The organism is Immundisolibacter sp. (assembly GCF_041601295.1).
Lineage (GTDB): Bacteria > Pseudomonadota > Gammaproteobacteria > Immundisolibacterales > Immundisolibacteraceae > Immundisolibacter.
In genome coordinates this window covers 1-7,101 of sequence record NZ_JBFIII010000121.1, presented here as the reverse complement: position 1 = coordinate 7,101, position 7,101 = coordinate 1, and the positions used below count along the sequence as shown (strand labels likewise).

5 protein-coding genes are annotated in these 7,101 nt (G+C 64.2%); 3 read left to right on the top strand and 2 right to left on the bottom strand.

What is annotated here, in order from left to right; all coding sequences use genetic code 11:
- The first annotated feature begins 353 nt into the window (after positions 1 to 353).
- A complete protein-coding gene (locus ABZF37_RS12860) occupies positions 354 to 1,397 on the top strand; it encodes a tRNA (5-methylaminomethyl-2-thiouridylate)-methyltransferase (RefSeq protein ID WP_372720547.1) in 1,044 nt (347 codons plus the stop codon).
- Here the strand turns inward: ABZF37_RS12860 and ABZF37_RS12855 are convergent.
- Positions 1,345 to 2,076 (bottom strand): hypothetical protein, encoded by a 732-nt coding sequence (locus ABZF37_RS12855; protein ID WP_372720545.1) that lies wholly within the window; start codon positions 2,074 to 2,076, stop codon positions 1,345 to 1,347. The genes ABZF37_RS12860 and ABZF37_RS12855 overlap by 53 nt on opposite strands.
- A 110-nt stretch (positions 2,077 to 2,186) precedes the next feature.
- Between ABZF37_RS12855 and ABZF37_RS12850 the strand changes: the two genes are divergently transcribed.
- Together ABZF37_RS12850 and ABZF37_RS12845 are read left to right on the top strand one after the other, a co-directional pair.
- Positions 2,187 to 3,758 carry a class I adenylate-forming enzyme family protein gene (locus ABZF37_RS12850; protein ID WP_372720543.1) on the top strand — a complete coding sequence of 524 codons (1,572 nt, stop codon included), beginning with the start codon at positions 2,187 to 2,189 and terminating at the stop codon, positions 3,756 to 3,758.
- Positions 3,759 to 3,770: 12 nt separating this feature from the next.
- Positions 3,771 to 4,976: an MFS transporter gene (locus ABZF37_RS12845; RefSeq protein WP_372720541.1), complete on the top strand. Its 1,206-nt coding sequence runs from the start codon at positions 3,771 to 3,773 to the stop codon at positions 4,974 to 4,976.
- A gap of 111 nt (positions 4,977 to 5,087) precedes the next feature.
- Here the strand turns inward: ABZF37_RS12845 and ABZF37_RS12840 are convergent, their stop codons facing one another.
- Positions 5,088 to 6,653 carry a methyltransferase regulatory domain-containing protein gene (locus tag ABZF37_RS12840; RefSeq protein WP_372720539.1) on the bottom strand — a complete coding sequence of 522 codons (1,566 nt, stop codon included), beginning with the start codon at positions 6,651 to 6,653 and terminating at the stop codon, positions 5,088 to 5,090.
- Positions 6,654 to 7,101 lie beyond the last annotated feature (448 nt).

Here is a 7,101-nt window from a genome sequence, read left to right as displayed (position 1 = left end):
GGTCAAGAGCTACGTCGAGAGCCTGGCGCAGCAGCGTGGTTGGCCCATGTTCGCCATCCCCGGCGCCTACCACCAACTCATGATCGATTCGCCCCGCGCTGTGTGCAGTGCGCTTAACGGGTTACTCGTGGGGTGGCCGCAGCCGAGGGTGTAGATGGGTGTCAGCCAAGGCCGAGCATCGCCGCTGTCCAACGCCGCAATCCGGCGCAGTGGGTGCGTCCTGAACCAGGCCGGCCCGGTCACATTGGCCTGGTAACCGCCGCCCTGGGGCGGGTCCATCGCTCGGCGTTTGTCAGGTAAGCGTGGTACCCCCGGGTACCATACGCGTCCCCCCGCCCGGTATTCCCATTGCTATGACTCTCCCACGCAAAGCCGTCGCCCTCATTTCCGGGGGGCTCGATTCCATGCTGGCCGCCAAGGTCCTGCTGGAGCAGGGTGTCCACGTCGAGGGCATCAATTTTTTCACCGGCTTCTGCGTCGAGGGGCACACCCATGCCATTCGCCGCCAGGACCAGGCCAAGCCCAAGCGCAACAACGCGCTGTGGGTGGCCGAGCAGCTCGGCATCCGGCTGCACATCGTCGACGTCATTGAGGAATACAAGGACGTCGTCATCAACCCCAAGCACGGTTATGGCCAGAACCTGAACCCCTGCCTCGATTGCAAGGGTTTCATGGTCGGTCAGGCACGGCAGTGGATGCAGGAGCACGGCTTCGATTTCATCGTCACCGGCGAAGTTATCGGCCAGCGACCGATGTCGCAGCGCAAGGACACCATGCCGGTGATTGCGCGCGAGTCCGGCGCCTTCGACCGGCTGCTCAGGCCCCTGTGCGCCAAGCTGCTGCCGCCGACCCTGCCAGAGACTGAGGGTTGGGTGGATCGCGAGCGCCTGTACGACTTCAACGGTCGCAGCCGCAAGCCGCAGATTGCCCTGGCCGAGTCGTTCGGGTTCACCGAGTGGTCGCAGCCGGCCGGCGGCTGTTGTTTTCTGACCGACCCTAATTACTCGGCCAAGCTGGCCGATCTGTGGTCCTCGCGTGGCACCAAGCAATACGAACTCGACGACATCATGCTGCTGAAGGTGGGGCGCCACTTGCGGCCGCGGCCGCACTTCAAGCTGATCGTGGCGCGCGAGGACGGCGAGAACAACTTCTTGACCGGCTACCGGCGCCAGTTCGCGCACCTGGAACCGGTCAGCCACGGCGGACCGCTGGCGCTGGTCGACGGCACCCTGGACGGCGCCGATATCGAGCTGGCGGCGCGCATTGTGGCGCGCTACAGCCAGGGCCGCGAGGCCGATGCAGTGACGGTGAGTTACACGTCCCTGGCGGGCAAAGCACAGGAACTCACGGTTGCGCCGCTGCCGGTACAGGACTTGCCGGCGCAGTGGCATCTGTAGCGGCAGGTGCTGGCGGCGCGTCGGGCGTTTGCGCTGGCACGGCGGTGGGTAACTGCAGGCCGGCTGGTGGCAGGCCCGCCAGGCGGTGCATACGCTGACGGGCGACCCGCTCACGAGCGGCATCGGGCGCCAGCTCGGCCTTTACGGCATGGCTGGAGCCGCGGTTACGCAGCACCTGAACCTGACCCAGATAACTCACCGCACCGGCTTTGACTTCGACTTCCAGTTCCGGCAGGCGCGGTAACTGCACCCGGTAGGTCTGTGGTCCCTGACGCCAGTCGTGAGGATTGACGACCTGGTAGCCGTCGCCAGGCATGGGGTACAAAAAACGCTGTGGCAGGGTCATGCTGCTGACCTGGCCTTCCAGTGATACCAACCGATAACGCCCCGGTGGCAGGTTGGGAATGACCATCAGCTCGGTGCATTGGTAGCGACTGGCGCGCGAGCCGATGCCGCGTTCCAGGCTGCTGAGCACTGCAATGCCCCGGTCAACCATCATCTCGACCGGCACGTAGGCGCGGAGCGCGGCGTCCACGATCACCACCCCGGTGTCGGTGCCCGGCGTTATCTGTGGCGGCACTGAGCTGCCGCAGCGGCTGTTGAAGTCGTCTTCCACCGCGCTGACGGCGCTGGTGGTACCGATAAGCGCGGTGAGCAGGCATCCGATGAGGCGTTTCATTGCGGTAACCTCGCGGGGATTGGCACGAGCGGCCGGGACGGGCACACCCGCATTCTAGGCGAGTCGCGCCGTTAAAAAAGATCAAGATCGCTCCATAGGAGGAGACCTGCGTGATTCTGCCGCGAGATTTGCTGCGCCGTTGCAGCGCAGCCCTGGCCGATCAGACCGCGTTCATCGATGGCGACCGTCGTCGCACCTGGGGCGACATGGATCGCCGCGCCGACCGCCTGGCCGCTGCCCTGCAGCGCCTGGGCGTGGGCAAGGGCACGGTATGCGCGGTGCTGGCGCACGAGCGCGTGGAGGTGATCGAGCACTGGTACGCGTGTCTGAAGCTGGGCGCGCTGCGGGTGGGCATCAATTGGCGCTACGCGCCGCGCGAGATGCTGCATCTGCTGCACGACTCGTCGGCGCGCGTGCTGCTGGTGGAGGCATCCTGCGTGCCTCTGCTGGTGGGGGAACTCGACGCCCTGCGCCGCGCCGGGCTGATCCTGATCGGCTATGGCCCCGGTCACGGACTGCCGCTGGACTACGAGACGCTGCTGGCGGCCGAGGGCAGCCGGCCCACGCTACCGGCATTGACTGAAGACGATCTGATCGCCATTAGCTACACCACGGGTACCACGGGTCTACCGAAGGGCGCCCTATGGACGCAGCGCGGTGTGCGCGACGCGCTAGTGTATTCGAGCCTGCTGCTGGGCCTGCGCCAGTCGGACATCTACTATGCGCCGTTTCCGATGGCCGGCGTGCCGCTGCTGTGCGCCACGCTGGGTTTGGTCAATGGCATGACAGTGTTGTTGCCGGACGGGGATTTTGACCCCGCGCGCAGCCTCGATCTGATGGCCGGACACCGCGCCACGACTGGAATTTTTGTGCCCACCATGCTGCAACGGGTGCTGGAGCAGCACGCCTCTGGCCACCACGATTTGTCTGCCCTGCGCATGGTCAGCTATGGCTCCTCGCCGGCCACACCGCAGCTGATCCGCGGCGCCATGAGCCAGCTCGGTTGTGAGCTGATCCAGCTGTATGGCCTGACCGAGGCCACCGCCGGCTGGCTGAGTTTTCTGCAGCACCGGGACCACGTGCGGGCGCTCGATGGCCGGCCGGAGTTGTTGACGTCCTGCGGCCGGCCGGCGCTGCACGTCGACGTGTCTGTTCGTGCCGACGGCGGGGCCAAGCTTGAGATGGGCGAAGTCGGCGAGATATGGGTACAGGGCACGGTCAACACGCCCGGTTACCTCAATCGCCCCGAGGAAAACGCCGAACTGTTCAGTGGCGCCTGGCTACGCACCCACGATCTTGGCCGTTTTGACCAGGAGGGCTATTTATATCTGACCGACCGCAAGAAATTTCTCATCATCACCGGCGGTTACAACGTTTACCCGGTAACCGTGGAAGCCGTACTCGCGGAACACCCCGCGATACGTGAAGCGGCTGTAGTGGGGGCACCGCACCCGCAGTGGGGCGAGGCGGTCGTGGCCATCGTCAGCCTCCGGCCGGGGCAGCGCGCCACGGTCCAGGAGCTGTTGGCATTTTGTCGGCCGCGCCTGGGGCGTTTCGAGTTGCCCAAGCATATTCTGTTCGTGGACGATCTGCCCCGGGGCGCCACCGGTAAGATTGCCAAGGCCAGGCTGCGCGACGAGTTGCGCGCCGACCCTTCGCAGTTGCCCTGGCCGGCAGCCTGAGCGCCACCTGAGGTGGCCTGGCGCAACGCCTGGAGCATGCTGGGCCTGCTGGTCGTGGGCCAGATTGCAATGTCCTCCGGCTCCTACCTGTGGGGGCCATTGGCGCCGTTTCTGGTGGCGGAACTGTCGGTCAGCAAGGCCCAGTTCGGCGCCGTGCAGTCTGCCTTCTACGTGATCGGTGCGCTGATGGCGGTGCCGGCCGGAGTGCTGGCCGATCGTTTCGACGGCCGCTGGCTGCTGCTGGCGTGTCTGTTGGCCATGGCGATTCCGCTGGCCTTGCTCAGCGCCGCCAAGACCCTGCTTGCGGTCATCGTCCTTGCCGGGCTGTGCGGATTGGGAAACGGCGCCATCAACCAGGTCGGTACACGCGGCGTGCTGCACTGGTTTCCACCGCGGCAGCGCGCCACCGCCATGGGTTTGCGCCAGACCGGCAACATGCTCGGCGCAGCGCTGGCCGCGGCGGCACTGCCTAGTCTGGCGCTGGGGCTGGGTTGGCGTACCGCGGTGTTACTGGTTGCAGCAGGTGCCGGGCTGGCGGCCGTCCTGAGTGGCCTGCTCTACCGCGACCGACCGGTGGATCTGACATCAACACCGGCTGCGGCCCGGCCTGGTCTGCGCGCCGTGGCGGGGCAGCTTTTCAGCAACCGGCCCTTCGTGCGCCTGTTACTGCTGGCGCCTTTCATCGCTTACGCGCAGATCGCGATGACGACGTTTTTTGTGCTGTTCCTGACCGACCGCCAGGGCGTGTCGGCGGCGGCGGCCGGCAGTCTGCTCAGCGGCGCGCTGCTGGCAGCCGCGCTAGGACGCGTGGCCTGGGGGGTGATCGCCGACCGCTTTTTTACCCATTCCCGTAGCCGCTGCCTGGCACTGGTGATGGCGCTAACCGCGGCGGCGGCGGCGGGTTTGGCCCTGTTGCCGGTCAACGGGCCGCTGGTGGTGCCGGCGCTGATTGGCCTGCTGTATGGCTTTTGCGCCATGGGCTGGCAGGGGCTGTTGATGGTGGTGATCGCCGAGTCGGTCGGCATCGCCGTGGCCGGGACCGCGGTTGGCGTGCTAATCAACGTCGCCTGGGGCGGCTTCGTGCTGGGTCCGGTGGTTTTTGGCGCCCTGGCGGACGGCCCCGGCTATGGCATCGCCTGGGCTTCGGTGGCGGGAGTGTCGGCGTTGTGCGCGGTCGGCTTGTGGTTGCCGCGGCCAGTCAGTCCGCAGCCTACCTGAGTCGCCAGGCGTTACATTACGTCGGCGCGGAGTTCGGCAATGTCCGGGACGTGATCACCCGCGAAGGCGTCTCCCGGTTCTGCCGTGAGGGCAACATCCTTAATCGTTTCTCTAGGCCAGCAGCAGGGCCGAGCGGCCTAGCTGAAACAGCGCCTGGTCCACACGTTCGCGCACGGCGATGGCCAGCTTTTTCCGGTTCGCCGCGGTGGCCACGTTGGCCGAGGTGCTCCAGCCAGCCACGATGCGGTAAATCGTGTCTCGATCGCGCGTGCCGTCCAGTAGTCGCAGTAGCCGGCCAAGATTGGCGTCGATATTGGCCATTTCATGCCGCATGTTGGTGACGTGAAGCAGGCCCTGCGCCGCTTGCCAGCGGGCAAGAGGACTGGCCTCGGCGTGTTCTCCGGGCTGGGTGACGAAAGCCGAGGGGCAGGAATGAAGTTCTACCAGCCCAACGCCGTAGCACTGCAACAGGTCGGAGGCCAGGGTCTGTTCGACGCTGAGTCCTGGCTGTGCCGCCTGTGGGGCCGGTATCCCCAGCAATGCCAGTGACTCCCTGACTAAATCAGCGAAGGCCAAGGCCCGGGGCCAGTCCCGCGCGAGCACAACGATGGCGGCTTTGCTTATCGGATTCGGCGTTTTCAGCCTGCCGCCGTCGGGCGCGCGGAATGCTTCTTCCCGCTGCGTGGCAAGTTCAGGCGTGGGGTTCACGGGCAGCAACGAACCGCTGACCCACAACGGCGTCACCCGCTCTGGCGTCAGGGTGCGGTTTACTGTCAAGTTTTGGCGTACCAGCAGGGTCTGGCGGAAGGTACGGTTACGCAGGAAATCCATGAGCTGTTCTTGGCGGATGACATCCGGTGCTATGCGCACCACGGTGTCCTTGACTTCGGGGGCAAAGTTCGATGTCAGCATGCTGTGAAAATCCGCCTCCGCCAGGTATTGCAGGCCGTTGCGGGACGCGCGTTCGGCGAACTCATGGAAGTAGACCGGCTCGTTGGTGTCCTCCAGGTGTTCGTGCAGGATGTAGTAATCGGGCGAGTTTTGCAGGCCTTCCAGTTCCGACTTGAGCAGCATGCCGTAGGCATTGTCTTGTGTCGGCACTGAGCGGGCCAGAAAGTCCAGAATCGCGCGCGCCTGGGCTACCCGTGGTGCTGGATCGGCGAACTGCATGGCGTGGTAGCGCATGAGATCGCGGATCATGCCGCGCATGCGCCAGCCGGGGAGGGTGTTGTAGCTGATATAGGCAATACCGTTGGCGCTGAGCTGGTCGCCGCAGATAGCCAGCATCTTTTCCTGCACGGTGTTTGGTACCCATGAGTACACGCCGTGCGCAAGGATGTAATCGAACTCGCCGAGTCCGGTATTCACATCAGTGATGCTCATCGCCAACAGGCGGATGTTGCGTAGGCCCAGGTCCGCGATGATTTTTTGGCCCTGGGCCACTTGTACGGTGGACAGGTCGACGCCGACAAAGTTGGCCCCTGGCAGGGCCAGTGCCATCGGGATCAGGTTGCCGCCGGCGGCACAGCCCAGTTCCAGGACACGGCTGCGCGCCAGTTCGGCCGGCTGCAAGCCAAACAACTGGCCGAGGGTCGCCAGCCGGTCCGGATGGGTCTGCCGGAAGGGGAAACTCTCGTATGGAACTTGGTCGTAGCTCGTGCCATGCGTATCACGCATCCGCTCGCCCTCTTCTGGGCGGGTCGTCAGAATTATTTACATTGCCCATGTGGCCGCCAGATTTTCATTTATCGATTTGTAATTAAAGGTATATTTTTATAAAAATACGTATTTTTTCGACTTGGGATGGTTTTTATCGGCGCCAAGACGTCAGTAAATTTTACAATTCGCACTGGGAGAACAGCCGAAATAATTTTTAACCAATTGTTTATAAAATGAATTATTGGGTTGGCACGAGCGGTGCTAATCGGAATCTCAAAGTGAGAGGCGCGTGTCGCAGCGTTTGCGAAGTTTGATTTGACTACTTTAAGGGACCAGCTTCCATGCGACACCAACCCAACGCCCTTCCCCCTGGGGCATGCCCACAACTACTACCTTAACCTGCTGGCCGAAGTCGGTCTGGTCGGTATAATCGCCTACCTGGTCTTCTGGGGCGCCGTGGTGTGTC